Annotated in this window: 18 protein-coding genes; 11 read left to right on the top strand and 7 right to left on the bottom strand. The window is 35.6% G+C overall.

Annotated features, from left to right (window positions below; genetic code table 11):
- Positions 1-81 precede the first annotated feature (81 nt).
- Both MY04_RS09885 and MY04_RS09880 read right to left on the bottom strand, forming a co-directional pair.
- On the bottom strand, positions 82-822 hold the full coding sequence (locus MY04_RS09885) for a PspA/IM30 family protein (RefSeq protein ID WP_066209164.1): 741 nt from the start codon (positions 820-822) through the stop codon (positions 82-84).
- A 6-nt stretch (positions 823-828) separates the two neighbouring features.
- Positions 829-1,260: a J domain-containing protein gene (locus MY04_RS09880; protein WP_066209161.1), complete on the bottom strand. Its 432-nt coding sequence runs from the start codon at positions 1,258-1,260 to the stop codon at positions 829-831.
- A 650-nt stretch (positions 1,261-1,910) separates the two neighbouring features.
- On the opposite strand from MY04_RS09880, the gene MY04_RS09875 reads away from it, so the two are divergent.
- The 3 genes from MY04_RS09875 to MY04_RS09865 all read left to right on the top strand — a co-directional run bounded on the left by MY04_RS09875 (position 1,911) and on the right by MY04_RS09865 (position 4,908).
- Positions 1,911-3,608: an AMP-binding protein gene (locus tag MY04_RS09875; RefSeq protein ID WP_066209158.1), complete on the top strand. Its 1,698-nt coding sequence runs from the start codon at positions 1,911-1,913 to the stop codon at positions 3,606-3,608.
- Between the two features lie 69 nt (positions 3,609-3,677).
- A complete protein-coding gene (locus MY04_RS09870) occupies positions 3,678-4,241 on the top strand; it encodes a hypothetical protein (protein WP_066209155.1) in 564 nt (187 codons plus the stop codon).
- A gap of 4 nt (positions 4,242-4,245) precedes the next feature.
- Positions 4,246-4,908: an alpha/beta hydrolase gene (locus MY04_RS09865; RefSeq protein ID WP_066209153.1), complete on the top strand. Its 663-nt coding sequence runs from the start codon at positions 4,246-4,248 to the stop codon at positions 4,906-4,908.
- Here MY04_RS09865 and MY04_RS09860 read toward each other — a convergent pair.
- Complete coding sequence (locus MY04_RS09860) at positions 4,905-5,798, bottom strand: RluA family pseudouridine synthase (RefSeq protein ID WP_066209150.1); 894 nt, start codon at positions 5,796-5,798, stop codon at positions 4,905-4,907. The two genes, MY04_RS09865 and MY04_RS09860, sit on opposite strands and share 4 nt — an antisense overlap.
- 139 nt (positions 5,799-5,937) lie before the next feature.
- On the opposite strand from MY04_RS09860, the gene ribD reads away from it, so the two are divergent.
- The 4 genes from ribD to MY04_RS09840 all read left to right on the top strand — a co-directional run bounded on the left by ribD (position 5,938) and on the right by MY04_RS09840 (position 9,827).
- Positions 5,938-6,993, top strand: a complete 1,056-nt coding sequence (gene ribD, locus MY04_RS09855) for a bifunctional diaminohydroxyphosphoribosylaminopyrimidine deaminase/5-amino-6-(5-phosphoribosylamino)uracil reductase RibD (protein ID WP_066209147.1) — start codon at positions 5,938-5,940, stop codon at positions 6,991-6,993.
- The gene (locus tag MY04_RS09850; RefSeq protein ID WP_066209144.1) at positions 6,980-7,687 is read left to right on the top strand and encodes a DNA alkylation repair protein; all 708 of its coding nucleotides are present in this window, start codon (positions 6,980-6,982) and stop codon (positions 7,685-7,687) included. Before ribD ends, MY04_RS09850 begins: the two co-directional genes overlap by 14 nt.
- 274 nt (positions 7,688-7,961) lie before the next feature.
- Complete coding sequence (locus tag MY04_RS09845) at positions 7,962-9,230, top strand: bifunctional folylpolyglutamate synthase/dihydrofolate synthase (RefSeq protein WP_066209141.1); 1,269 nt, start codon at positions 7,962-7,964, stop codon at positions 9,228-9,230.
- A gap of 138 nt (positions 9,231-9,368) precedes the next feature.
- Positions 9,369-9,827 carry a hypothetical protein gene (locus tag MY04_RS09840; RefSeq protein ID WP_066209138.1) on the top strand — a complete coding sequence of 153 codons (459 nt, stop codon included), beginning with the start codon at positions 9,369-9,371 and terminating at the stop codon, positions 9,825-9,827.
- Between the two features lie 35 nt (positions 9,828-9,862).
- On the opposite strand, the gene MY04_RS09835 is transcribed toward MY04_RS09840, so the two are convergent.
- The 3 genes from MY04_RS09835 to MY04_RS09825 all read right to left on the bottom strand — a co-directional run bounded on the left by MY04_RS09835 (position 9,863) and on the right by MY04_RS09825 (position 13,009).
- Entirely contained in the window at positions 9,863-12,301 is a 2,439-nt protein-coding gene (locus tag MY04_RS09835; protein WP_066209134.1) for a bifunctional UDP-N-acetylmuramoyl-tripeptide:D-alanyl-D-alanine ligase/alanine racemase, read from the bottom strand.
- 94 nt (positions 12,302-12,395) lie between these two features.
- The gene (locus MY04_RS09830; RefSeq protein ID WP_084005829.1) at positions 12,396-12,710 is read right to left on the bottom strand and encodes an addiction module antidote protein; all 315 of its coding nucleotides are present in this window, start codon (positions 12,708-12,710) and stop codon (positions 12,396-12,398) included.
- A gap of 2 nt (positions 12,711-12,712) precedes the next feature.
- Positions 12,713-13,009: a type II toxin-antitoxin system RelE/ParE family toxin gene (locus tag MY04_RS09825; protein ID WP_066209130.1), complete on the bottom strand. Its 297-nt coding sequence runs from the start codon at positions 13,007-13,009 to the stop codon at positions 12,713-12,715.
- 198 nt (positions 13,010-13,207) lie between these two features.
- Here MY04_RS09825 and MY04_RS09820 point away from each other — a divergent pair, with 198 nt between their 5' ends.
- The 4 genes from MY04_RS09820 (at position 13,208) to hemF (ending at position 20,847) form a co-directional block, all read left to right on the top strand.
- The gene (locus MY04_RS09820; protein ID WP_066209124.1) at positions 13,208-14,581 is read left to right on the top strand and encodes an MATE family efflux transporter; all 1,374 of its coding nucleotides are present in this window, start codon (positions 13,208-13,210) and stop codon (positions 14,579-14,581) included.
- Positions 14,574-15,113, top strand: coding sequence for a 5-formyltetrahydrofolate cyclo-ligase (locus tag MY04_RS09815; protein WP_066209122.1), 540 nt, complete (start codon positions 14,574-14,576; stop codon positions 15,111-15,113). The genes MY04_RS09820 and MY04_RS09815 overlap by 8 nt, the downstream gene beginning before the upstream one ends.
- Positions 15,114-15,386: 273 nt before the next feature.
- Entirely contained in the window at positions 15,387-19,955 is a 4,569-nt protein-coding gene (locus MY04_RS09810) for a translocation/assembly module TamB domain-containing protein (RefSeq protein ID WP_066209119.1), read from the top strand.
- Entirely contained in the window at positions 19,936-20,847 is a 912-nt protein-coding gene (gene hemF, locus MY04_RS09805; RefSeq protein ID WP_066209116.1) for an oxygen-dependent coproporphyrinogen oxidase, read from the top strand. Before MY04_RS09810 ends, hemF begins: the two co-directional genes overlap by 20 nt.
- Positions 20,848-20,919: 72 nt before the next feature.
- On the opposite strand, the gene MY04_RS09800 is transcribed toward hemF, so the two are convergent.
- Positions 20,920-26,607, bottom strand: a complete 5,688-nt coding sequence (locus MY04_RS09800; RefSeq protein WP_066209113.1) for a PKD domain-containing protein — start codon at positions 26,605-26,607, stop codon at positions 20,920-20,922.
- Positions 26,608-26,622 lie beyond the last annotated feature (15 nt).

The raw sequence follows: 26,622 nt of genomic DNA, 5'->3' as shown, positions 1-26,622 counted from the left end.
ATTGATAATAAAAAGTGTTGATAATAAAAAAGTCACCTCATTTCTGAAGTGACTACTATATATTCTTTAAAAAACCATTATTTATTGGTTAGGTTTATTTTTTTCCGCCAACCTGGCTTTTAATTTTAGTAACTCATCCGAAGCACCAAGTGAGGCTTGTGTGCTTCCTCCACCAATACCTAAAGCAGAATCAATTTCATCTTCAACAGTTTTGTTTGTGAGACTAGCAATATCCGCATAAGAATCAGCCAAAGCTTCTTTTTCCTCTACCTTTTCCTTCATTTTCTGTAAACGAGCAATGGTATTAGAAGAATCAACGTTCGATAATTGTTTATTTAATTTGGCTGAAGCATCGCTAACAGTCGCTCTAGCTTTTAATGTTTTCAATTCTGTTTCCCACTTACTAATCTGAGATTTTAATTGATGAACATTACTTTCCATTTTAGTTAACATACCACCGTAATTATCTAAATTGGTTTTATTGGCTGTGGCTCTTTGTTCGTATTGTTGTTTTCTTTCTAAAGCTTGGGTAGCTAAACGATCCGCCTCGTTAGGATCAATATGACCACGGTTTGCTCTTTCAAGAAGCATCATTGCTTTCTTCTCAAAATCTTTAGCATTCCCAATATTTGATTGATATTCTTTTTTCTCACGAATATTTAATGCCTTCACTTCAGCAAGACCTTGCATGGACTTCGATAAGTCAGCTTTAAGGTCTCTAATCCCTTGTTCTGTTTGTTTAATAGGGTTTTCTAATTTATCTAATACAGAATGGGTTTCTGATTCTACTATACCAAAAAGTCTTTTTAACCACTTAAACATATCTTTCTATTTTAATTTTTTCTCAAAGTAATTGTAAGCTTCATTTATCTCAAGTGTCACTTTCTGTGCCATTTCCTGCTTTTTCGGGTCTCCTTGAAATAAATCGGGATGATACACTTTTATCATCTTTCTATACGCTTTTTTTATGGTTGCAAAATCGGATCCTTTGGGCACCTCTAAGGCATTGTAATGTTTCTCTTCTAAAGAAGGTTCAGCCTTTTTTTGCTGTTGGTAATTACCTTGCTGATAGCTTTGTTGACTATCAAAATCTTGATAGGAGTAATTTTGCTGAGTTTTGTTATTGTTGATAATCTCCTCGTAATACTTCTTCCATTCTTTTTCAAAATCTTTATCCATTAAATCTTGAAACATGGGATTGTTAGCAATTTGATCATTTATTGCTGAACGAAGGATATCTTTAAAACGGTCTACTAACATAGTTTAATTTGATAATTGCATTTGACACTAAATGTTGATTTTATTTTGATCACATTTATGCTGAGTTACTTGATAATATAATCATCTACACTCAGTAATAAATATAAAAAATTAATCCGAAGATAAAAGTAATTGTTTTACATAGATAGTATTTGATTATAATTTGACATGATCTAAAACTAAGTAAATATTTATATATAATTATCTACTTTATATTTCACGAAAAATAATAGAAAAAGGATGTGTTTTGGATAATAAAAAAATAAAAGAATGAATATTCATTTATTTTTGGACTTTTTGAGTTGTAAATGTATATTTGACGATTAATGGGGTTAAAGTATTGTTAATCCTACCAAACTTTAATTTAAAGATTGCTATTATTTAAACTTTACTACTAAATTTGATTAGCACATGCGTGAAATATAAAAATCATTAAGTAAATTATATGTAAACAAAGTGCTGATAGGAAAGATCATCCTATTACAAAATAAGATATGAAAAAAAGTCTTGAATTGAATGCCCTTTTTTAAATGATTTATTATCAATTGTATATCATTTAATGGGTGGAAACTTGAAATAAGAATTTAGTAGTGCTTAATGTATTGAGATCCCTAATTAGGAAGCAATACTCACAAAATATCATCAAAAAAATGGAAAAAAACCGTCCTTGGTACAAACATTACGCAGATTTTACTCCTCAGGAAATCAATCCTGACAACTACCAATCACTTTTATCTTTGTTCAGCGAAGCATTTGGGAAGTTTTCCAACAAAATTGCTTACGAGAACATGGGAGGAAAATTAACTTACGCTGAAGTTGAGACACAGTCAAAACGTTTTGCCTCTTATTTACAGAATGAATGTGGTATGCAAAAGGGGGATCGTATTGCGATTCAGATGCCGAACTGCTTGCAGTATCCAATTGCTATGATTGGTGCTATTCGTGCAGGTATGGTAGTGGTAAACACCAACCCTTTATATACGGAAAGAGAAATGTTGCATCAGTTTACAGATGCAGAGGTGAAGACTGTAGTAATTGTAGCCAACTTTGCTGATAAGTTGGAGAACATCAAGGACAAGGTGCCTACCTTAGAAAACATTGTAACAACAGAGCTTGGGGATATGCTTACTTTCCCTAAGAACCTTATCGTAAATGCGGTTGTAAAGCACATCAAAAAGATGGTTCCTTCTTACAATCTTCCAGATGCGGTGAAGTTTAAAGATGCTTTAAGCAAGGGAGATGCACAAGAATATAAGGAGCCAGATGTAAAAGGAGAGGATCATGCCTTTTTACAATACACAGGTGGTACTACAGGCGTTGCTAAAGGAGCAATTTTAACGCATAGAAATATTGTTGCCAATTTAGAACAATCGAATGCTTGGTTAAAAGGCGTATTGACGGAAGGTGAAGAAGTAGTCATCACTGCACTTCCGTTATACCATATTTTTGCCCTGACGGTAAACTGTATGACGATGATGAAGATTGGAGCAAGAAACATCTTGATTACCAATCCGCGTGATATGAACGCCTTCATTAAAGAAATTTCGAAATATAAATTTTCAATCGTTACTGGTGTAAACACACTATTTAACGGTATGTTGAACCATAAGAAATTCGCTGATTTGGACTTCACGAATTTAAAAGTGACTATCGGTGGAGGTATGGCTGTTCAGATGGCTGTGGCAAAACGATGGGAAGAAGTTACGGGTTGTACACTTGCAGAAGGGTACGGTCTTACAGAAACTTCTCCTGTAGTTTGTGTACACCGATTGGATAGTCCTAAAATTGGAACAATTGGTTTACCTTATCCGTCTACTGATGTGAAAATCATGAGCGAGGAAGGTGAAGAAGTGGGTATAGGTGAAGTAGGAGAACTTTGCGTGAAAGGTCCTCAGGTGATGAAAGGATACTGGAAGCGTGAAAAAGATACTGAAGAAACTTTCTTTGCTGATGGATGGTTAAGAACAGGTGATATCGCTACAATGGATCATCATGGTTACTTTAAGATTGTCGATCGTAAGAAAGACATGATTTTGGTATCAGGTTTTAATGTATATCCAAACGAAGTGGAGGATGTATTGGTAATGCACGAAGGCGTTTTAGAATGCGCTGTAATTGGAGTTCCTGATAACAAATCGACAGAAGCTGTAAAATGTTTTGTGGTGAAGAAAGATCAACACTTAACATCAGATACTTTAAAGGAATTCTGTAAACAAAACCTTGCAGGATATAAAGTTCCTAAGCATTATGAGTTCAGAACGGAGTTACCAAAGACAAATGTGGGTAAAATTCTTCGTAGAACACTAAAAGAAGAAGAAATGGAAAGATTTAAGCAAGCGATCCATTAAGAATAAATTGTAATTTGTGCCGCTTAGTTTTTACTAAGTGGCATTTTTTTATTCACTGAACTTACTATTATGCAAACTGAAGTACTCGAGTATCAAGCCGAACAAAAAAAGAACAAGCAAGTTAAATCTATAGCTATCTTTTCCATCATCATTGGATTATTTGGTCTATTGAAGTCATCTTATAAAGGAATAAGATATATCTTGAGTGGGTATCAAAGAGCGGATTATGACTTAAAGAATATTTTTAATCTTGGTGATTTCAATTTTATATGGGACTATCAATTTTACAGTTTACACTTGGATGTGATTTTTTATGGAATATGTGTCGCTTCAGGAATTGGTTTGTTATTTTATAAAAAATGGGCAAGAATAGGATTAATTTGTGTCTATAGTTACAACATTGTATATCATCTTTTTCAAAGATCAATAATGTTAATATTTAGCGATTCCCTTCAAGTAGAAACGGCTAAACATTTATTGGAAACAGGACAGATAAAACATCTAGATATGATATTGAAGTTGACTGCTTGGATGTCATACGGAGTCGCTTTCTTGGTTTTTTTATTGGTACTTTTCTACGCATGGATTATCTTCAAACTTTACTCTAAAAACATTAAATCATTACTAAATTAATCAAATGGAATATCAAGAAGAATGGGTGAAATTACAGGTAGAAGCCCCTTTTGTTTTTAATCGTGAAGCAACAAAAGAGACAGAACATGTGTGGTTTTTATTTCATGGATATGGACAGTTGGCAGAACATTTTATCCGTCGTTTTGATATTCTCGAGGAGCATCATCATGTAGTGGCTTTACAAGGATTGTCTCGATTTTATTTAGATGATAAATACGAGAAGATTGGCGCCTCATGGATGACAAGAATGCATCGAGAAAAAGATATTATTCATCAGAAAAAATACATTGAGGAGGTCGTCCAAAACAGGTTACTTTCTATTCCATCTTTTGATGTGAAACGCAATTTCTTTGCCTTCTCCCAAGGTGGAGCTACTTTATTAAGATGGCTCGTTGATGCACAACCCGAAGTTAATGCTCTCATCTTATGGGCAGCAGATATTCCAAAAGAATTTACCGTAGAAGACTTCGATTTCCTATCACCTGATAGTAAAGTCATTTATGTGATTGGAGACAACGACCCTTTCAGAAGTTTTATTGAAATCGAGAAGTTAAAGGACTTTATCAAACAGTTGAAGTGTGAGACAGATATTGTGACTTTTAGAGGCGGGCACAGCGTAAATAGACCAACATTGAAGACGGTACTTAAAAATCATCAGTTATTTTAAGCCTCTTTATATTTCTCCCACATTTTGGTTTCTCTTTCCAAAAGTTTATCAAACTTAGCCGGGTAATTGGCAGAAAACTCCATCCACTCATTTGTATCAGGATGATGAAAAGCGATGGAGGTAGAGCATAAAAAGAGTCCTTTTCCCTCTAAGGTATTTCCTTTTTCACCATAGGTAGCATCACCAACAATCGGATGACCTAAACCGGCCATGTGAATTCTAAGTTGATGTGTTCGTCCGGTATGTGGAGTGAGTTGTACTAGAGTCAAAAATTCTGATCTCAATGAAGGGATACTTTTTACTGATTGATAGGTGCTGTGTGATTTTTTACCCTCAATATCCTCTTTGATATCAGCAGTACCTTGTACTTTTCCCATCACTACAGCGTGATATTTCTTTTGAATCGTTTTGTCCTCAAATTGATTGCCTAAAGCCACACGGCTTTTCCGTGTTTTGGCAATCAGTAATACTCCTGATGTTGGAGCATCTAAACGGTGGCAAGGTTTGGGCCACAACAAAGCATCTGATGCTGTCGAAGGCTGAAGATTATACAATAAAGCATTCTCAATCGTTTTGTATTGATTGCCACTTACAGGGTATCCAGCAGGTTTGAAAACAACGGCTAAAACATCGTCTTCATAAATAACGTCCAGCTTTAGCTCAAATACTTTGGGAGGAGTTGCTTCTTCTTCTTTAATGATAATTTGATCTGCTTCTTTTACCCATTCATGTCCTTTAGCAATTGTATTATTTAAAAATATACGTTGTTGTTTAAATGCTTTTTTTAAACCATTTCGGGTGTTAAGAGAAGATTCACTTTTTAGCAAATAGTCTAACAATCGTAGTTCTTCTTTTAGATTTCCTACTTTATGATCAAATAATAAGGACATAGGATATTTTAATTTGAGTTTGGCAAATTATTGCTTTTCGATAAGTTATCCACGTAGTAATTACTAATTATTTCAAAATCGATCTCATTTTTTTTTCTACACAGTTCGATATTGTAAATTCGTACAAAATTCATTGAGGATGGAAGAAAAGTACATGTATCGTGCACTTCAGTTGGCACAATTAGGTAAAGGAAATGTGAGCCCAAATCCAATGGTTGGGGCTGTGATTGTTCATAATGGAATAATTATAGGCGAAGGGTACCATAAAAAATATGGTGAACCACATGCTGAAGTAAATGCCGTTGCATCTGTGAAAGAAGAAGACAAGTACTTACTTTCTGAGGCAGAGATGTATGTGACATTAGAACCTTGTAGTCATTATGGAAAAACACCTCCATGTGCTGATCTTATCGTAAGAAATAAATTAAAAAAGGTATATGTCTGTAATCTAGATCCTAACCCATTGGTGGCCGGAAGGGGAATTAAAAGGATTGAAGATGCAGGAATTAAGGTAGAAACTAAGATTTTAGAAAAGGAAGGTTTCGAAATCAACAAACGATTTTTCAAAGCCATGACCAAGCAACTACCTTATGTGATGTTGAAATATGCCCAAACCAAAGATGGCTTTGTGGCAAGAGAAAACTTCGATTCTAAATGGATAAGCAATGCTCAATCGAGACAATTGGTGCATAAAATGCGTGCGGAAGAAGATGCTATCCTCGTGGGTAGAAATACCGCTCAATACGATAATCCATCACTCACCGTAAGAGATTGGACTGGCCATCATCCTACAAGAATAGTCATCGATAGGTATTTAAAATTACCAAAAGATTACCACCTATTCGATCAGTCAGTACCTACTATTGTGTATAATGTTCAGCAAAATGAAACATCAGATAATTTGTCTTATGTTCTTTTGCCTGAAGAAAACTTCTTTAAATCTTTACTAGAAGATCTTTTCAAAAGAGGACTTCACTCCGTAATTGTAGAGGGTGGCGGTTTCGTTTTACAAGAGTTTATTGATCAAAATCTTTGGGATGAAGCACATGTATTTACTTCATCTACAGCTGAATTTGGAAAAGGAGTTGCTGCACCTCAACTAAAGAATTACCAGAAAGAATCATCAAGAAATATTTTAGGTGATAATTATTCGATATATTATCAAAAAAATAGGAATTGCTATGGACTTAAATGAGGTAATGGATGCTTTGTATCAATTTGGAAATGAAGGTACTAAGCGTATATATATGAATCACGGGGCTCCGGAACCTTTTTTTGGAGTAAAAGTAGTTGATCTAAAAAAACTACAGAAAAAGATAAAAACCAATCATCAATTAGCCCTAGAATTATATGATACCGGAAATTCGGATGCGCAATATCTAGCAGGCATGATTGCTGATCCTAAGCTAGCTACTAAAGAAGAGCTTAACGATTGGGCAAAAGGGGCGACTTGGTACATGATTTCTGATTATGCTGTTGCAGGAGTAGCGGCATCGAGTAAAGATGCTTGGTCGCTTGGTTTGGAGTGGATTCAATCAGATCAAGAGTTTATTAGCAGTGCAGGGTGGTGTACTCTTGCCGGTTATATATCAATTCGTAATGATGACGAAATTGATCTTTTAAAAATCGAAGAATTACTTACTTTTGCAGAAAATCACATTCACGAACAACAAAACCGTGTTCGATACAGCCTTAATGGCTTTGTGATTGCTGTGGGTGTCTACATAGAAAGCTTATCAGAAAAAGCGATGGAAGTCGGAAAAAACATAGGTAAAGTTTCCGTGAACATGGGTAAGACAAGCTGTAAGGTGCCTATCGCTGAAGATTATATTTTTAAAGTAAGATCGATGGATAGAGTGGGGAAGAAGAAGAAGAGTACAAGGTGCTAGGGGGAAGTAATAAGTAATAACTAATAAGTAATAGGTAAGAAGTATGAGGTAAAGGGTGACTTATAATTCGAAATCACGGTTTTAAGTTAGGAACTAGGAGTGAGGAATTAGGAGTTACTGATAGTTCGCTCCTCAGGTAGGTGTACTAATAACTTAAAAAGCTTATTACATGATAAGCATATGGTTGATTGACACAATTAGTAAATTAAATAAATAACCTGCTACCTGCTACCTGCTACCTACTACCTACTACCTAATTTAAAATATTAAGAAATTGAATTATCAAGAAACATTAGATTTTTTATATGCTCAACTTCCTATGTATCAGAGGGAAGGAAAGGCAGCTTTTAAGAAGGATTTAACCAATACGATAGAGCTGTGTAAGTTCTTAGGTAATCCTGAAAATAAGTTTAAGTCTATACATATAGCAGGAACGAACGGGAAAGGAAGTTCTTCTCACTTGATGGCTTCTGTATTGCAAGAGGCTGGATATAAGGTGGGTTTATATACTTCGCCTCATTTAAAAAACTTTACGGAGAGAGTACGCATTAATGGTGTGGAAATGTCTGAAAATGAGGTGATCGATTTTGTAGAGAGAGTAAAACCTGCTATAGAAAAGATTCAACCTTCGTTTTTTGAATTGACCGTGGCAATGGCTTTTGATCATTTTGCGAATCAGTCAGTCGATTTTGCGGTGATTGAAGTGGGTTTGGGTGGTCGTTTAGATTCGACAAATGTTATTCGTCCGGAAGCATGTTTGATTACCAATATTGGTTTCGATCACATGGATATGTTGGGGAATACATTACGAAAAATTGCAAGAGAGAAAGCGGGGATCATAAAAACAGAAACACCTGTAGTGGTGAGTCAGAAACAAGAAGAGACTTCTGGTGTATTTATGGAAACTGCTTTAGAAAAAAATGCACCTTTAGTATTTGCTGAGAATCATCTTTCTTGGAAAGGAAATAATGTACTGCTTAAAGACAGTGTATTATTAGAGCATGTAGAAATTGGGGTAAAAGGCGATTACCAAAAGCACAATGCATTGGGTGTGATTGCTTTGAGTTACTACCTAAATGAATATCAAATAGCTGATATTGAATTGGAAGCTATTACAAAAGGATTGTTGTCTGTAGTGGAGAACACAGGATTAAAAGGAAGATGGCAAGTTTTGGGTCATCAACCAAAAATAATTACTGATGTGGGTCACAATGAAGATGGATGGCGATTTGTATTGAATCAACTTCAAAGAGAAGAATACAACAATTTACATATCGTTTTGGGTGTGGTAGTGGAAAAGGATTTGCCAAATATGTTAAGTAAACTACCTGCTGATGCACATTATTACTTCTGTAAACCGAATGTACCAAGAGGCTTAGAGGCACAAATACTATTTGATGCCGCCAAAGAATTAGGGTTAAAGGGAGAGTGTATTTCTGATGTTAATGAAGCAATTTTTAAGGCAAAAAGTAATGCAAATCAACAAGATTTGATCTTTATTGGAGGCAGTACTTTCGTGGTTGCTGAGATTAATGAGTTGTAAACAAAACCTTTCATACAACATTTTTTAACAGCGTTAATGTAAAACGAAAGATCAAATACTATACTTTTGCCCCGCAGTTAATTAATAGTCAGTCGTGTAAATGGCTGACTATTATATGTTTAACCAACAGTGATACTTATGAATTGTAGATTTTTATTCTACACCTTATTATCATTAATTACTATCTCACTTTTTACTACTTGTAGCGATGATGAACATCAAATGGTGTTTGAAAAAATAATTACTAGCGAGCCTACTTTAGTGGAAAACGGGGAAATTATTCAGTTTGTAGACTCTACAGTTTTAAAACTGAATATCGAAGAAGAAAAAGTTTCTGGAGAATTTGATTGGAATACATCAAATACCGAGAGGATTTCTGGAAAACTTATAGGAACAATTCATGACAATGTCATAAATGCAATTTGTTCTTATGAACAAGGTGGATCCCTTATTCGAGAAGAGAAAGTAATTAAGTTAGGAAAAAACTTTGCCCACTTCAGAATTGGAGGGAAAATGAAATTACAAGACGGTGTTTACTTGTATTCTTCCAATGATGAAAACGTTGAATATGGTGCTAAGATTCCAAGAAAATTTTAATTATATAATGAACTCCTCAGTAATGAGGAGTTTTTTTATCCCTCCATATAATAGACCCTCTTCACTCTAGAACTAACAGAAGTAAGTATCTCGTATGGGATCGTATCAATCGCTTTTGCCAATTGTGTGATGCTTAGATCTTCTCCAAAAATAACAACATCATCACCCACTACAGCATTGATATCGGTAATATCTACCATGCTCATGTCCATGCACACATTACCAATGACGGGAGCAATCTTTCCATTGATGATCATTTTACCCACCCCATTGCTAAAGTGTCGGTTAAAGCCATCGGCATAGCCAATACCAATCGTAGCAATCTTCATATCTTTTGAAGCGACACCTTTTCGTCCATAGCCAATCGTTTCTCCCTTTTTGATGGTTTTGATCTGAGCAATTACAGATTTTAGAGTAGCCACCGTCTGAAGATCATCCTGTTTGATATGATTCACTTCAATACCGTGCAGGCCAATTCCAAGTCGTACCATATCCATTTGATGTTCAGGAAAGCGAACAATTCCAGCAGAGTTCAAGCAGTGTTTTATCACTTTATAGCCAAGAAAATCTTCAATAGAAGCGGCCACTTTATCAAATTCTTTTACTTGATTTAAAGTATAATTATTGTGCTGTTCCTCATCGGCACCAGCCAAATGTGTAAATACACCAGTCACTTTTACTTTTGAGGCTATTTTTCCTAATTTTTCTAATAAAATAGGCAATTCAGCGGCTGTAAATCCAAGTCGGTGCATTCCTGTATCTATATTGATTTGAATAGCAAAAGGAGTATCATTTTCGTCTTCCTCTAGAAAGTCTTCTAAAGCTTCCAACATTTCTAGGTTATAGATCTCAGGTTCTAGTTGAAAACGACGCATGGTTTCAAAAGAATCGGGCGAAGGTGTTAGTACCATAATTGGTGTACGGATACCATTTTCTCTTAATTCTACCCCTTCATCAGCAAAAGCAACTCCCAAATAATCCACCAAATGATATTGTAGCGTATGGGCTAATTCGTGCTTTCCACTACCATAACCTAAAGCTTTCACCATCACCATCACTTTAGTTGAAGGTTGAAGTTGTGCTTTATAGAACATGAGATTATGCACCACAGCATCCAAGTTGATCTCTAATCGAGTACTATGTATCTTTCTTTGAAGCAGAGCCGCAATTTTTTCAAATTCATATTGACGTGCTCCTTTCAAAAGAATCATTTCTTTATTGAAAGTGATTTCCTGCTTTCTTATTGCATTCTTTAACTCAGAGGTATTATCGAAAAACTGACTATCAATCGTGATATCATTTTGATGTTGACTTAAGTGATTTCCCACCCCGATAAAACGTTCAATTTCATGCTCATGTATCAACTCATTAATTTTTTGATACAAAATCGTTTTATCATTATGTCCTTGCAGAAGATCGGATAGAATAAGCGTTTTAGGCAAGTTTTCTTGATTTTGCCCCATAAAGCTTAACGCAATCTGCAAACCTCCTAAATCGTTATTGTAAAAATCGTTGATGAGAACAGTGCCATTTATTCCTTCTTTTCTCTCCAATCTCATCGGAAGACTTTTAAGGAAGGATAAACGACTGTTGATTTCCTTAAATGAATAGCCAAGATAAGTCAACACAGCCACACAGTGCATGGCATTTTCGAATGAAGCCTCATCGTTAAATGGAATAGTTATTTGATGCTTATTCCCTTTGAAGTTGAGGAAGACCAATTGGTTTTCAATTTCCTCAATCCTCAAGGCAGCTTCTTGATGCACTCCCCAATGAAATAATTCCCCTTTTTTTTGTCGAAGTTCCTCGTGAATATCTTCATGATCACGACAATAAATGATGGTTTGGCACTCATCAAAAAGAAAACCTTTTTCATGAAGTTTCTGCGTTCTATTATCAAATAATTTATCGTGAGCAGAACCCAAATTGGTAAATAAACCTATCGTAGGAAGAATAATTCGCTGAAGGTTTTTCATTTCATCAACCTTAGAAATCCCGGCCTCAAAAATGCCTAATTCGTGCTTTTTATCAATTTGCCAAACCGATAAAGGTACTCCGATTTGAGAGTTATAACTCTTAGGACTTTTGACCACATTTTTATCCACTTCCAATAACGTGTACAACCATTCCTTAATGATCGTTTTAGCATTCGATCCGGTGATACCAATTACTGGAAGATCTGGAAATAGTTCTCTATGGTATTTAGTAACTTCTTGTAAAGTTTGTAGGGTATTTTCCACATAGACAAACGTTGCCTCTTTATACAGGTAACCTTTGTCGAAATCTACCGTGACCACAAACTTTCTCACTCCTTTATCATACAACTCACGTATAAATTCACTTCCTTCTCTTTTAGGCCCATTTAAAGCAAAAAAGATGGTTTGAGATGGAGCGGTAAGCATTCTACTATCAATAAGTAGATACTTTGCGTTCCAAAAAGAAGAAGAAAAATCGATACTTGTGTTTGTAGACATATATACTATTTAATAAGAAGTTGGCTTGATAGTAAAATTAATTATTTCTTGGAAAAATTGGGAAGTTGTTAAGAAGTAAAAACTAAATTAATGATTAAACAAATTCGACCTTGCCTGAATCTTTTTTATTTATATCATCCATAAAAGCTTCTATTGCTCTTATGATTTTAATGATAGAATCAAACTTTGGGTTGGTATCTCCTGAAAGGGTTTTGTAAAGACTGTTTCTATTTAACCCGGTGACTTCAGATAATTTTGTTACTCCAATAAATTTAACGACATCATTTAATGCATAAACAATATCTTTAGCATCACCTGTTCTGCCAATGTATTTTAAGTAGTCGTAAGCATCATTTAGATCATCAAAATAATTTGAATTTTTGTAATCTTTGATTTTTTCCTTTTTCATAATTATTTGATTGTGTTTAATATTTTTTTCGATTTGATAATGTCTTCTCTTTGAGTTGTTTTATCACCACCTGCCAATAGTAAAATAATCTGACCATCAACATAGGTGAAATATATTCTATATCCTTTTTCAAAATGTATTCTAAGTTCATGTATTCCTTTTCCAATAGTTTTACAATCACCGAGGTTTCCATTTTTTACTCTATTGAGCCTTTTCATAATTTCGTAAGCAGCAAAACGTTTTTTCTTCTTTAGTTTTGTGAACCAATTAGAAAAACTTTCAGTCTCTTTAATTTCCATTAATGTATGAATCGTTAGTTTTTACAAATGTAGCTTATAAGCGACAAAATATCAAATTTACTTATGTGATTGGATTAATGATGTTCTTCTTAACATTTCCCATCAAAAACAGATAATAAGGTATAAAACAACTACCTTTGCATGCTGATTTAATATCACCCACGATTTCTAAATAAATAAGTACTACCAATTTCTTCCATGCGAAAGTTATTTTCATCCTATAAAGAACATTACATAGATACAATTCGATTAGCCACTCCAGTAGTGGTTTCTCAAGCAGGTCAAAACCTTACCAACATTTTGGATAATGTAATGGTGGGGCATTATAATACCGTAGATCTTGCAGGTGCAGGATTTGCCAATTCATTATTTGCCATTTTCTTAGTATTTGGTATTGGCTTCGCTGTGGGTGTAACTCCTTTAGTAGGAAAAGCTTTTGGACAGAAAAACTACAAAGAAATGGGTAGTTTGTTCCGTCATAGTATTACATTAAATACCATTTTTGTCATCTCTATTACCATCATTCTCCTTATGTTATCTACCCTAATGGGACATATGGGACAGACCGAAGAAGTAGTAGTGGCGGCAAGACCGTATTTATTGATCAATGCATTTTCATTAATTCCTTTAATGGCCTTCTTTACCGCTAAGCAATTCGCTGAGGGTGTGAAGTTTACTAAAGTTGCAATGTACTTTACATTATTGGCCAATATCGTTAACGTGATTATCAACTATATATTGATTTACGGAAACTTTGGAGCACCAGAAATGGGATTATTAGGGGCAGGTATAGGTACATTTATCGCACGTTTAATCGCTTCGGTAGGTATGATGTGGTATGTATTGAAAAGCCCGTCATTCCACCCATTCTTAGAAGGTTTTACTAAAGTTAAAATCAATAAAGATAGACTTTGGCAACAGTTTAAAATGAGTATGCCTATTGGTTTACAAGCCTTAATGGAAGTAGGTGCATTTGCCGTAGGTGCTATGATTATCGGAACGGTAGGAACCAACCCAATTGCTGCACATCAAATTGTAATGAGTATGATCTCTCTTACTTTTATGATGTTGAGTGGTGTTGCCTCTGCTGTATCCGTAAGGGTAGCCAATTATTATGGTCAAGACAATTGGGTAGAAGCAAGAAAAGCAGGAATGACAGGTGTTCAATTCGCCATGATAGCAATGTCTACATCGGCCATCATTTTCTATACATTTAATTCATTTTTACCTGAATTATATACGAGCGATCAAGAAGTAATTATGTTTGCTTCTCAAATGCTTGTGTTTGCTGCTTTGTTCCAATTATCAGATGGTTTACAGGTAATTATGACTGGTGCTTTAAGAGGTATTTCTGAAGTGAAAATGCCTACATTAATATGTTTCGTGTCTTATTGGGTAGTTTCCTTACCTATAGGCTACGTGTTAACTAATTATACTGATTGGAGTTTCCTAGGAGTTTGGATCGGTTTGACTTTAGGTTTAACATTGTCTGCTTTGCTACTATTTACTAGATTTACATGGAAAACAAATCTAGAAATTGATAAGTTAAAGCCGCAGAAACAAAGTGCCTGAAGATAAAAAACAACAGCTCCGAAAAAGCTTAATTCAAAAGAGAAATCTACTTTCCCAACATCAAATTGATGTTGCAGAGGAAAGTATTAACGAACAGTTTTGGGAGAAAGTATCAACATCTCCCAAAGTACTTCATACCTATATTCCAATCAATAAAGAAGCATCCACTTTAGGGATTATCAAAAAGGCACTTTCTTATGGTTGGACTATAGTTGTTCCTCAGACCTTAAAAAATAGACAAATGCGTCATCTAGTTTTAAGTAATTTAGATGACCTTGAGGAGGAGTGTTTTGGTACGTTCATTCCCAAAAATAAAGAGGAATACAAGGGAGCCATTGATATTGTTTTAGTACCAGGTGTTGGATTTTCTAAACAATACGGTAGAATGGGGTATGGAGGAGGTTACTACGACACATTTTTACCTCAACATCCATCGGCTAAAAAGTGGGGAATTACCTATAAATTTCAAATTATTGAAGATTTACCCTTGGAAGAACACGATGTTTTGATGGATACTTTGTTAATCGGGTAGATTTTTGATTTCAAACTTTTTACTTACTCCAACAAGCCTTATTTTTGTAGACTGAATGAGGGTTAGTGGAATACTCTAATTCGCATTCGCATAGAATAGTCTGACAAACAGCCTCAGTACACATTTTTAGTGAAAATATTTGACCGTTTACATATACAAAGGAATTCATTTTCTACTAAAAGGAAACTTTTCTTAATCAAGAAATCTTTCCGTTTTGTACGTGTGTGGATTTTCAGGTTTCTCGCTGTTTTCACTTTCCTTTGGATGTGTTTGATGAGTTTTTCTCAACTCCCTTTCGTTCAAACGGCCATCATCCATAAAGTCACACAAAAAGTTTCCGATCAGTTTCATCATAAAACGACCATCGAATCTGTAAAACTCGATTGGTTCGATCGTTGGCGTCTTCAAAATGTAAAGATCGTCGATTTGGATAGTGTGCCTCTAATTTCTGTAGAAGAAGTTTCATTAAACTTCTCTTTTATCAACTTGCTTTATAATCAAGATAGATACATTCACATAGAAGATGCCATTCTAACTGGTGCGGATGTTGAAATGGTGATGGACGCTCGTCTGGATTCTATGAACAACATGACGAGGTGGATTAGGCACTTGGTAGGTGATCCAAAAGGGGAACATCGATACGACATCAAGGAGCCGAAAGATACCCATATTGTCTTTGAAAATGTACAGTTTGTAAACAGTAGATATTCACTTTATAATCCTTATGCTACACCTCGAGAAAGAGGAAAATTTGATGTGGCTGATATGGAATTCTTGAATATTGATGCCAAAGTCACCAACTTAAAAATTGATAGAGATACCATTGCCATGAACATCAAAGACCTTCATGCTTACGAGAGAAGGAGTCGATTGAGGTTAAAAGAAATGGATGGTGATTTTGCGATTTCCACTACAGGAATGTCCATTAAAAACCTCTATGGTAAAATGGGATCGAGCTTTTTGAGTGGAGAAATATCCTTTACAACAGACGATTATACAGACTATAACGATTTTTACTATTGTGTATATATGAATGCCAAGCTGAAAAATAGTAGCATTCATACCAACGATTTGGCCAACTTTTTTACTTATTTTGATAGTATTCATGACTACATCAGTGGAGATGTGATTCTATCTGGAAGAGTAAACGATTTAGATGTTAAAGACACTAATCTAAGGTTTGGTCAGGGGAGTACCATAAGAGGCGATTTTAAATTCAATAAAATCATCGATAAAGAACGAACAATAATGGATCTCAAGTTTGGAGATAGCTATTATTTTGTCGATGATATTTTACCTTATGTTCCAGGAGAATACAGAGATTATGTAAAGCTTTTTGGAGCGGTAGCTATGTCTGGAGAGTTTAAAGGGACGTTAGATGAATTTGATTTAAATGGAATAGTGAATTCAGAATATGGGGTCATGGAACCCAAAATGGATATCAATATTCCTAAAGAAACATACATTGGTTATCTGAAAACAGACAGTCTAGACGTCGGTCAAATATTTGATGTCGACATGTTAGGGCGAATGGATTTTGAGGGAGACATCAAAGGAAAAGGGTTCAACCCCAAAAGTATTCGTCTAAACGTAAATGCTCGAATGAGTAGTCTTGAACTGAACGATTACACCTATCATAATATCTACTTGGACAGTACCTACATGAAAGAAGGGTTCTTTAGTGGAGGTTTTAGAGTAAACGACCCTAACCTGAAAATGTATGTGGATGGTATTTTGGATTTCAGAGATAGTACTTTCCAATTTGAATCAGGAATTTTTGCGGAAGACCTTCAAAAATTGAATGTAACTGAGAAGAAAATTGGTTTCCAAACCAGTATAGATGCAGAATTTGATAATGTAGGAGATAATGGTGTTTCAGGCGGCCTTTACCTGGACAATACTAGGCTATACAATGAGCAAAGAATATTGGATATCGAGAAAGTAACCTTAGTGACTACTATATCTAACTCTGGATTACGCTTGGTAAATTTCGACTCCGATTTCCTAGGGTTTGATATGGCAGGGTACTTTAATATCTCTCAACTCTCCAAGGACGTTAATAGAATTATCAAGGAGGCTGAATTATCCTTGTTTGATAAATCATCGGAAAAAGTAGAGAAATACTACTCGAAGAAGTCTAAAAAATTAGAAGAACAAGGGATAGATAGCTACTCCGTTGATATGGATTTACAGGTCTATAATGTCAATAACCTACTCTCAATTTTTACGGATAGTATAAAAATTGCAGATAATACCAATGCCATATTGGCTGCAGATTTTGGGGAGAGACAACATGTTTCGGCCCAACTGTATAGCGATCAATTATCGTTTTATGATGTTACTTTAGATTCCAATGTAATGGAATATGTCACAAATAAAGAGGCATTACAAGACGACTTTAATTCTTCTGTTAGAGTAGAATCAAAACATCAAAATATACGTGGAATCTTATCTTCTGATTTTGCTTTTCAAGCCTTCTCTTTGGATAATAAAATGGTGTTTAATACGCAGGCCAACTTCTATAAATATTCAACAAACATCGATCTAAAAGGGGATGTTAGTATTCATAGTGATTCATTGGTGTTCCGTTTGCCACAATCAGGTATTTTATACAGAGACAAATATTGGACGACAGCTTCTACAAAAGCATCAAAAGTGATTGTTTATCAAGATGGTGTACACTTTGAAAATTTCCATCTATTTAATGATACTGAACAAATCTTATTGGATGGTTTTGCCAAAAAAGATACTGATCTCCCACTTCATATTAAAATAGATAACCTCAACTTAAATTATCTACCAGAGTTAACCGAACAAGATGTTAAAGGAGAAGTGGATAGCTTAGACGTCTACATAGAAAATGTCTTTGAGGAAATGAGGGTCTATGGACATATGGACATTAAAGACCTAGAAGTAGATGGGTATTACTTGGGGCAATTAACAGGAAGGTCGGATTGGTCTCAAGAAGAGTTGAATGTGAATTTCAATATCAGCGATTCTACCTCTCAGAAATTTAAACTAACAGGTACTTATTTTCCTCAGCTTCAAAAAGATCAATTTGATATGAAACTGGAGGTAAAAGAATTGCCATTAGGTATTTTTCAGCCCTATGTCAACGAGGTCGTCGATCGATTGGATGGTGTCGCTACAGGTTGGATTAAAATTTCTGGAACAAAAGAAAAACCTAAACTTTGGGGGAATGTATTGGCCAAAGATGGGAACATCAAAATGGTTTACCTCAACGTAGATTATAAATTTGGTGAACAAGGGGATAATGCAAAAATTGAAATAAGGCCAACAGAAGTCAAGACTAAAAACCTAAAAGTAGTCGATGAATACGGTCATTTTGCCTTCTTAAATGGTGGACTAGAATTCGAAGAAGGATTCGAAAACATGATTGCCAACTTAGAGGTGTCCTTTGACGATTTCTTTATTATGAAAAAAGAAGAAGTCGGTAATGATTTATTCTACGGTACAGCATTCGGTACAGGAAATATCTCTGTTACCGGTCCATTCGACGATATCAATATTGATGTGACGGCTCGTGCCGATCAAAGAACAAAGATTTACATACCTCTGAATGCGATAGATTACTCAGAGGGAGATCCATATATTGTATATGTTCAGAAAGACACAGTTTTAACCGAGGAAAACAGTGATGAACAAGTGGTAGTTGAAAAAGAAACAACTACTGATCAAGCCAACTTCCAAGTAAATATGAATTTGGATATCACTCCTGATGCTTATTGTGAGATGATCTTTGATAAGAAAACGGGTGATATTATTCGAGGTAATGGAGAAGGAAAGCTTCAGATGAAAATCGATAAATACAGAAACTTTGAAATGTTCGGTAACGTCGAAATCGTAAAAGGAGCCTATAACTTCACCATGAAAGTAGCCGAATTTAACCTTGTCGATAAAAAGTTTGAAATCAACCCAGGTTCCACTTTATCTTGGAATGGAGACCCTTATGCCGCTCAAATGGATATTGTGGCCAAGTACAATCAAAGAGTAAGTTTATTGCCATTAATTGATGTACAAGATTCTACGGTGAGAAATGCACCAGAAATCACAAAACGTTACCCTGCTGATGTGGACTTGTTAATCAAGGGCGATTTATCCACTCCAGTCTTAGATTTTGATATTGATATCCACGATTATCCTGCCACTGTAGTGACCCAAGGTGGTCCCATTTCTTTAGAGAGTTATGTAGCAGGTTTTGAAGAAAGAATTCACAGAGACGAACAAGAACTGAACCGTCAGGTATTTGGATTAATTGTATTGAGACAGTTATTATCCAACGATTCTTATACAGGGTTTGGACAAACAGCGTCCAGTTCGGTATCCGAATTGTTAACCAATCAACTGAGTTATATTCTCTCCCAAGTAAACGAAAACTTTGAGGTCGATTTAGATATGAGTGGTCTTGACCGAGAAGCATTACAGAACCTTCAGATGCGACTGTCTTATACTTTTGCCCAAGGTAAAGTGAGGGTTACCCGAGATGGTGGATTTACAGATAATCAGAACCAAACCACCGCTGCTTCTGTATTGGGCGATTGGACGGTGGAAGTGGTTGTGTCTCAGGACGGTGCTTTAAGAATGAAGTTCTATCAGAAATACCGACAAGATGTATATTATACCACAACCAATCAAGATAACACGTCTTTGACAGGGGCAAGTATGATGCACACCAAGAGTTTTGATAACTTCAAAGACATCACCCAAAGTCCTACAAAAAGAGAGTTGACAAAAAAACCGAAAGGTTATAAGAAATACATCCGAAAGAAAAAAAGAGCAGAAAAGAAAGCAAATAAACACCATGAAAAACATTCCGAGTAGCGAAATTATTGCCTGGTTTAAAGGCTTACAAAACGATATATGCAGAGATCTTGAAATCTTAGATGGTAAAGCTAAATTCCAAGAAGATCTGTGGGAACGTCCTGGTGGCGGAGGGGGAAGAACCCGAGTGATTAAAGGAGGGAATTTATTGGAAAAAGGAGGGGTAAACTTCTCTTTAGTAGAAGGAGATTTATCCGAACCAATGGCCAAAGCCTTAAAGGTAGAAAAAGCTGAAAAATTTAAAGCAACAGGTGTTTCTATTGTACTTCATCCAAAAAGTCCAATGGTACCGATTATCCATATGAATGTTCGTTATTTTGAACTTTCTAACGGAACCTACTGGTTTGGTGGAGGCATCGATTTAACCCCTCATTACATTGATAAAGAAGCAGCAGCGTTATTCCACGAACATCTTTCTGATGCTTGTGAAAATACGAAAGCAGGATATTACGATCGCTTTAAAGAATGGGCAGATAATTACTTCTTTATTCCTCATAGAAATGAAACCAGAGGTGTGGGTGGTATTTTCTTCGATCGCTTACATCACGAAGCAGAAGGTTTAAACCCAGATCAACTGTGGCACTTTGTTCAAGATGTAGGAGAAGCATTCATTCCTGCCTACAAAGAACAAGCCCTTCGATTTAAAGACAAAGCCTACGGAGAAAACGAATTAAAATGGCAAAAACTACGTAGAGGTAGATATGCTGAATTTAATTTAGTTTGGGATAGGGGAACCAAGTTTGGTTTGGAATCCAATGGTAGAACAGAGTCTATCTTAATGAGTTTACCTCCTGAGGCACATTGGGATTATGATGTCGTTCCAGAAAGTGGTTCTAAGGAAGAAGAAACACAATCTTTATTGAAAAAAGGAGTGGATTGGTTGAATCAATAATATAAACTCCATATATACAAAAAGAGCTAGCGATTGAATATCACTAGCTCTTTTTGTAACAATAATAAAGCCTTATTGTACCACTGTTAGATGAGTCGCATCTCTATGGTGAGTCCCAAAAAACTCACTATCATATTCTAGAATTACGGTATAAATTCCACTAGGAACTACCTTGTTTTGGTACATGCCGTTCCAACCTGAACCCTTTTCCTGGGCTTTACTAGAGTCTCTATATTTATTGTGGAAGATAATTTCTCCCCAACTATTATAGATAGAAATCTCAAGGTTGATGACATATTTTGAACGAATTAAGAATTCATCATTTAAGCCATCTTTATTTGGAGTAAAGGCAGTTGGATTGAAGAAAATCGGTGGACAACCTCTAGTCACATTCATGGTTGTGGTATTCTCACAATTGTCTTCCGTTGAAGTATCAATAATTCGAACAGTGTATTCACCACCATCATATCTGATCACAGAAGAAGCGGTTTCGTCCGTATCTTCCCAATGATAAACATATCCTTGACCTTGAGGAGCTTGGATTTCAATTTGGTATAACTCTTCAAAACAGAATAAGGTATCTGAAACTGCAAAATCAGGAGGTAATGGTCGATGAATAAACTCATATTCGTGAGTAATTAAACATTGAACTCCAGATAAGGTATGCGTTACTAAATTCGTTAAAGTATAGATACCCGGTTCGCTTACTGTTACTTGAGGTCCTGTAGCACCATTCGACCATTTGTATTCACCAAGTACACCATCGAAACCTGTGATAGTTCCATCAATTACGGTACTATCACCCTCACAAGCATAATAGATCGTGTTTTCTGCTTTAGGAAGTAAGATACTGTGTATGGTTACACTCTCTTCTACATAACAACCGATGTCATTCCAAGCCTTAACGGTATATGTTGTAGATTCTTCAGTAGGAGTAACCGTAATACTTTCAGAACTTTCTTCAGTACTCCATTCAAAACGACTACCTCCAACGACTGATAAAGTGGTCGCTTCTCCTTCGCATAAATAAAAATCTTCTTTTTGTTCAAGGTAAGGATAGTCAGTAACTCTCACATCTTGAATGATTTCATCAATACAGCCTTTAAATGATTCAATGATGAGTTTCACTTTATACGTTCCTGATTCAGAATAGGTGAAAGTAGGATTGGATACCTTTGAACTCACTGTGGTAGAATCATTTTCCCAATCAAAATACCAAGTGATATTCTTTACAATACTCGGGTCAACCCCAATATTTTGTCCGTTAAACGTCGAGGTATTCGTGAATATGGTTTCGTCTCCAATACAAACAGGTGGAGCATCAAAGCTCATGATTGGAAGAGGGTGAACAATAATACTTTTTGATGTTGATTGAGGGTCACAAACATTGTCTGCTGTGACGGTCAGTTGAACATCAAAAGTACCATGTTGTGAGAATTTATAGGTAGAAATAGCCTCTTCTGATGTATAACTATCTATCAGGGTAGCACCTGAAAGGATTTCCCATTTGTATTGTGTGATGACTCCGGCAGGGTAGGGAGCAAAATTCGATTGACTGCCATCAAAAATAACAGAATCTAACTTACATACTTCAGGTAAAATATCAATTACTGGGATTGGAGGAGCGACATATTTTACGTTGAATGTTCTTGTAGAATAACCCACTTTTGTGTCAATGTGGTTATTGTTGCTATCTTGAAAATCAGTGTAAACAGCATCCACCCATATTTCTAAGGTATAATCTCTTCCATCGGCATTAAAAGGGTCCACTTCAAAATATCCTCCAGAAGTTCCGTACGTAAAGGTGGCTGTTGAGTCTGTGCCACCATTGACTGCTGGAATATCTACACCATCTACAGACCATTGATATTTAGTGGTTCCTTTATAACTAAATTTATCATGGACGACGAGATTGGCGACTTCAAAGTTTTCGTCGTAACCTTTTACAGTATGAGAAACATCGGTCATACAAACCACAACATCTTCAATCTCTAGTTCAGGCTTTTTGAAAACTGTGACAGTTTCATCTGTAATGGCATCGTATTCACAAGTGGCTTCTTGATTGTTTCCTAAATCTAAAATAGAGTAGAATACTAATTTTGGTGTGTACACCCAATTGGAGTCGTTATAGAAGGTGAAAGTTTGTAAGGAATCCATGCCTTCGTAACCATCACCAGAAGCCCATATGTATCGTATTTCTTTTACCTCAGAAGATACAAATGCAGGAAGGGCTACCATATCTGTAGTTAAAGGTGCATAACCCGCTTTTTTATTGATGTAGAAAGATCCACTCACACCCTTTACAGAAATTGCTTTGGTTTCGGAAGTATAAGTACACCCTTGGTAATCTTCGGTGACCATATATACCTCAAAGTCACCTGCAGTAAAGAAATACTCGAATTGATCTCCGTAAACTTCGATTTCATTCACTAATAGGCCATCCTGTAAAATGTACCATGTTCTTTTACCAATGGGTACATCACCACCACCGTAGTATTTTCTTAACGTAGAATTTCCTGATGTTCCATCTGCATTATCAAAGAAATCGACCACTGCAGGACAGTTTAATTCAACATCTGAAGGAGTAAAATCAGCTTTACCGACAGGTAATTTAGGGACATCAAAAGAAAAAGTATCGGAAGTTGAACATCCGTTATAATCAGTAATTTCCAATGTCATAGTATGTGTACCTGCTTCCCAATTATCAAATCTAAATACGTAGTTCGATCGATTATTCTCATTAATCACTTTTGTAGTTCCTGAAGGGTCAGTATGTGTCCACTTATAATTAGAATAATAGGGAGCAAAGACATTACTTGAGTTAATATTTGGATCGATAAACGTTTGTACATAATCACATTTAAAATTAAAATCAATATGATTAGCTACATTACTTGATATATTGATAATAGGTTTTGTGACAATAGAACTTCGTGTATTGGAGTACACTTCACAGTTGGTTACACTACTGTAAACCACTAATTGTACATCGTTTTCTTTTCCTTGAGGAACACTTAGTTCATCAAAAGTATATTTTAAATCAGAGATGTTTTTACCTGTTCCACTTAGAATTTTATCTCCATTTACAAACCAAGACCATCTTGGATTTGGAGCTTCGATTTTAGATCCCGATCGAACAGAATAAGTGATTTCGTCACCTAAGCATATCCCACTACTCGATTGATCAATAGTAAAATCCATGGCATATACTTTAATTTTACCTTGGGTAGTGGTTTCAGAACAACCATTGTAATAGTTTACATTCAGTTCAATCACCCAATCACCAGGATAGTTAAAGGTCATGCTTTGTCTTCTTGTCGAGTAGCTAGGATATATTCTTTGATTAGTGGTTTCATTTCTAAACGACCAAGAGTAATTTCCGCCTTCCGTATTTTTAGGATCAAAAAATAAAGTAGATCCTTGGCAAATTTCTGTAGGGTTTGCATACGCATTGATATTATCATGAAGCGTAAAATCCCAATGAATATCTACTGGATCTGGTTTTGTGGCGATGGTTAAATAATCGGTGTAAGTATGCTCACAATAATTAGGTGGAGTGACTGATGGAACCGATGTAGTATTCTCTATAGTAAGAGAAACCTCAATGTAATCACCATAATCTATATTTAAAGCCAAGAAGTCAGGGTGATTGACAATATCTTCGTTGATATCTTTAGTGATAATTTGAGCGGAATCTTGTCCGACCTGTATATTCCAAATATAATCGCTATTCGGTTCTGCTCCTTTCGATAAATTTCTGATAACAATTTTACTAGGATCACACAATTGTGATACACCTAATAAAAAATATGCTCGGGGTTCTAGAATCGTGATTTTTTTATAAACCGCAGGTCCCTCACAACCATCTTGAACTACTTTTAGACCTACATTGTATTCTCCTGGATCTAAGTGATCGTAAGTTTGAGCACCATGTCTTCCTGGAGATTCAGACCATCTATTGTTGCCAAAATAGTCCCATAAGAAGGTCACCTCGCTCTCAGGAACACCGCCCAAATCTGTGGTATTATTAAAGTTGATAAGCGTATTGTTACAAAAGTCAGGACCATTCAAAACTTCAAAATCGGCTGTAATCGCTTTACCTACTTTCAATACGTCTGTTGCTGTGACAGTACAGCCAGCAGGGAAATCTATAGAAACTGAAATATCGTAGGTATCAGCAACCAAATTACTCATCAAAAAGCGTTTGTTTCTTGAAGTGACAGTAGTACCAGTATTTCTTCCTTTTGCCGTCCAAGTTCTTGATGATGAGTTATCGCTTATAATTTTAGAATCTTGTTCTAATTCATACCCAATTTCTAATGTATGAGGAGCACAAGCATCTTGCAAATCGATAATTTCTGCTGTGATAGGATAAGATGAGATGTCAATTTCCGTAATGATACATTCACCAGCATCATTCGAAATCAATTCTATGGTATGTTCACCATAACCACTTAAGGAAATTCTAGGTCTTCTTTCATTTTCGAATAAACGAGTATCAGAACCTTTTATACGCCAAAAGTAGTTGTTGATATCATGTAAATTAGCAATGTATAAATCGACAGAAAACGATTCGGTACAAAACAGTTCTCTATTCGCAGAAATATAAATATCTGATAACTCCATAGGAGGAATCGTAATTACTTGAGAATAACTACAGCTACTTCCTACATAAGCAGTTACCGTTACGTTTTTGCTGAAATTGCTACTATTTGTAAAATTATGGGTGATTTTATCAGGATATACCGAAGTGACTTGAGGGCCAGATCCGAAATCCCATCTTATTTCTTGATCCTGTAAATTATCGGGTAAGCTTGGAGTGAAAGTCACAGGGTATAATGCACAATAGGTATCAGGAAGTTCATAGGTAAACATATCGCTTCCTGCATCTAATGCTACGGGAACGATTACCGTTTGTGAACATCCACCATAGGTAGCAGTCAAAGTTAAAGTGTACTGATCTCCATTTGATATATCATAGAAATGATTCACAGACGCACCTTGAGAAGTGTTTCCATCTCCAAAATCCCAATCGTAAGTCATACCGCTATTGACTTGAGAGCCTGTAGCATCAAAAATTGCAGATGCATTAAATGTTTGATTAATATTAGTCTGACATGTAATTAAAGCTGCAGGAGTAACGCTCGGAACTATTAATTCTGATATCGTAATGAACTCTTGTTTTTGAACAATATCACATCCATTAGGCGTGGTACCTCGAATGGTTGCAATATATGGTTGCCCTCTAGCAGGTAAAGGTCTCGAAAGTTCACCTTCATCGAGTACCTGACCATTCAATATAAATTGAACACTACTTAATTCTATACTTGAATTAACTGTAAAAGAGATTTGATCACCTTCACAACCTGCCGTAGCACTCGCAGTAAAATCTACTTCAGGTGAAGTCGAAATTTTTATGGTTGATCTTAAAGTTTTCGAAGTTCCTCCTTGTATAAAGGTAACGACAAAACTAAATGTTTTATCTTGATCTGTTTGGAAAGTATGGAAAGGGTTGGTTTCTGTAGAAGTATTTCCGTCGCCAAAATTCCATGAGATATTAGAAATACTCCCTTTGCCTTCATCATTAATGTAGAAATAGGAGTAAAATGTTTTACAACGATCGATTGTATTATTCGTAATATCTTCACCTCCTGACATTCCTACACTTTCTTTTGCCATAATTTTTTGGGCAATTGAAACTTGAGGTAATAAGAATAGAAATGAAATTAAGGTGATAGTATATATTAGTTTGTTTTTCATTTTGTTGTTTGCTTA

The sequence above is a fragment of the Flammeovirga sp. MY04 genome (genome assembly GCF_001682195.2).
Taxonomy (GTDB): domain Bacteria; phylum Bacteroidota; class Bacteroidia; order Cytophagales; family Flammeovirgaceae; genus Flammeovirga; species Flammeovirga yaeyamensis.
Note: the sequence above shows the minus strand (reverse complement) of the source record. Positions and strands in the feature narration are given on the sequence as shown.

Coding starts and splice junctions, on each gene's coding strand:
- MY04_RS09885 (WP_066209164.1), bottom strand. CDS start 822: ATGTTTAAGTGGTTAAAAAGACTTTTTGGTATAGTAGAATCAGAAACC.
- MY04_RS09880 (WP_066209161.1), bottom strand. CDS start 1,260: ATGTTAGTAGACCGTTTTAAAGATATCCTTCGTTCAGCAATAAATGAT.
- MY04_RS09875 (WP_066209158.1), top strand. CDS start 1,911: ATGGAAAAAAACCGTCCTTGGTACAAACATTACGCAGATTTTACTCCT.
- MY04_RS09870 (WP_066209155.1), top strand. CDS start 3,678: ATGCAAACTGAAGTACTCGAGTATCAAGCCGAACAAAAAAAGAACAAG.
- MY04_RS09865 (WP_066209153.1), top strand. CDS start 4,246: ATGGAATATCAAGAAGAATGGGTGAAATTACAGGTAGAAGCCCCTTTT.
- MY04_RS09860 (WP_066209150.1), bottom strand. CDS start 5,798: ATGTCCTTATTATTTGATCATAAAGTAGGAAATCTAAAAGAAGAACTA.
- ribD (WP_066209147.1), top strand. CDS start 5,938: ATGGAAGAAAAGTACATGTATCGTGCACTTCAGTTGGCACAATTAGGT.
- MY04_RS09850 (WP_066209144.1), top strand. CDS start 6,980: ATGGACTTAAATGAGGTAATGGATGCTTTGTATCAATTTGGAAATGAA.
- MY04_RS09840 (WP_066209138.1), top strand. CDS start 9,369: ATGAATTGTAGATTTTTATTCTACACCTTATTATCATTAATTACTATC.
- MY04_RS09835 (WP_066209134.1), bottom strand. CDS start 12,301: ATGTCTACAAACACAAGTATCGATTTTTCTTCTTCTTTTTGGAACGCA.
- MY04_RS09830 (WP_084005829.1), bottom strand. CDS start 12,710: ATGAAAAAGGAAAAAATCAAAGATTACAAAAATTCAAATTATTTTGAT.
- MY04_RS09825 (WP_066209130.1), bottom strand. CDS start 13,009: ATGGAAATTAAAGAGACTGAAAGTTTTTCTAATTGGTTCACAAAACTA.
- MY04_RS09820 (WP_066209124.1), top strand. CDS start 13,208: ATGCGAAAGTTATTTTCATCCTATAAAGAACATTACATAGATACAATT.
- MY04_RS09810 (WP_066209119.1), top strand. CDS start 15,387: ATGAGTTTTTCTCAACTCCCTTTCGTTCAAACGGCCATCATCCATAAA.
- hemF (WP_066209116.1), top strand. CDS start 19,936: ATGAAAAACATTCCGAGTAGCGAAATTATTGCCTGGTTTAAAGGCTTA.
- MY04_RS09800 (WP_066209113.1), bottom strand. CDS start 26,607: ATGAAAAACAAACTAATATATACTATCACCTTAATTTCATTTCTATTC.